The 452-nt window shown below is 59.7% G+C and carries 1 protein-coding gene; it reads right to left on the reverse strand.

Going from position 1 to position 452, the window contains the following annotated elements; translation table 11 throughout:
* On the reverse strand, positions 1-452 hold a 452-nt coding region (locus M977_RS23930), incomplete at both ends, for an Ig-like domain-containing protein (RefSeq protein ID WP_157092149.1).

Below are 452 nucleotides of genomic sequence, written 5' to 3' on the forward strand. Positions count from 1 at the left end.
TGTCGATAGTGACGGCGTTATGCGCCTGAGTGTCCAGCACCACGGTTTTGTGCTCAACGGCAATCGCGGTGTTACCGGACGCGTCAACACCGGTGACCATCACCTGCACATCATTGTTGCCTTCATTCAGCACTGCCGTCGGGACCGGCACTTCGTAACGCAGCTGACCGTTAGCATCCGCCACCACATCGCCGCGATATTCATGGCCGTTCACGCTGACCACCACGTGGTCACCCACCTGCGCATCACCGGACACCTCTCCGCTGATGAGCGTTGGCATACGGGATTCGCTGGCGTTGACGGTGTCGTCACCCGCGACCGTTTCGACAGTCAGGGCATTGCTGGCCTGGGTGTCCAGCACCACCGTGGTGTGCTCAATTGCCGTGGTGGCGTTACCCGATGCATCCACACCGGTGACCATCACCTGCACATCATTGCTGCCTTCATTCAGC

Origin of the sequence: Buttiauxella gaviniae ATCC 51604, from assembly GCF_001654835.1 — a bacterium.
In the GTDB taxonomy this organism is placed as follows: Bacteria; Pseudomonadota; Gammaproteobacteria; order Enterobacterales; family Enterobacteriaceae; genus Buttiauxella; species Buttiauxella gaviniae.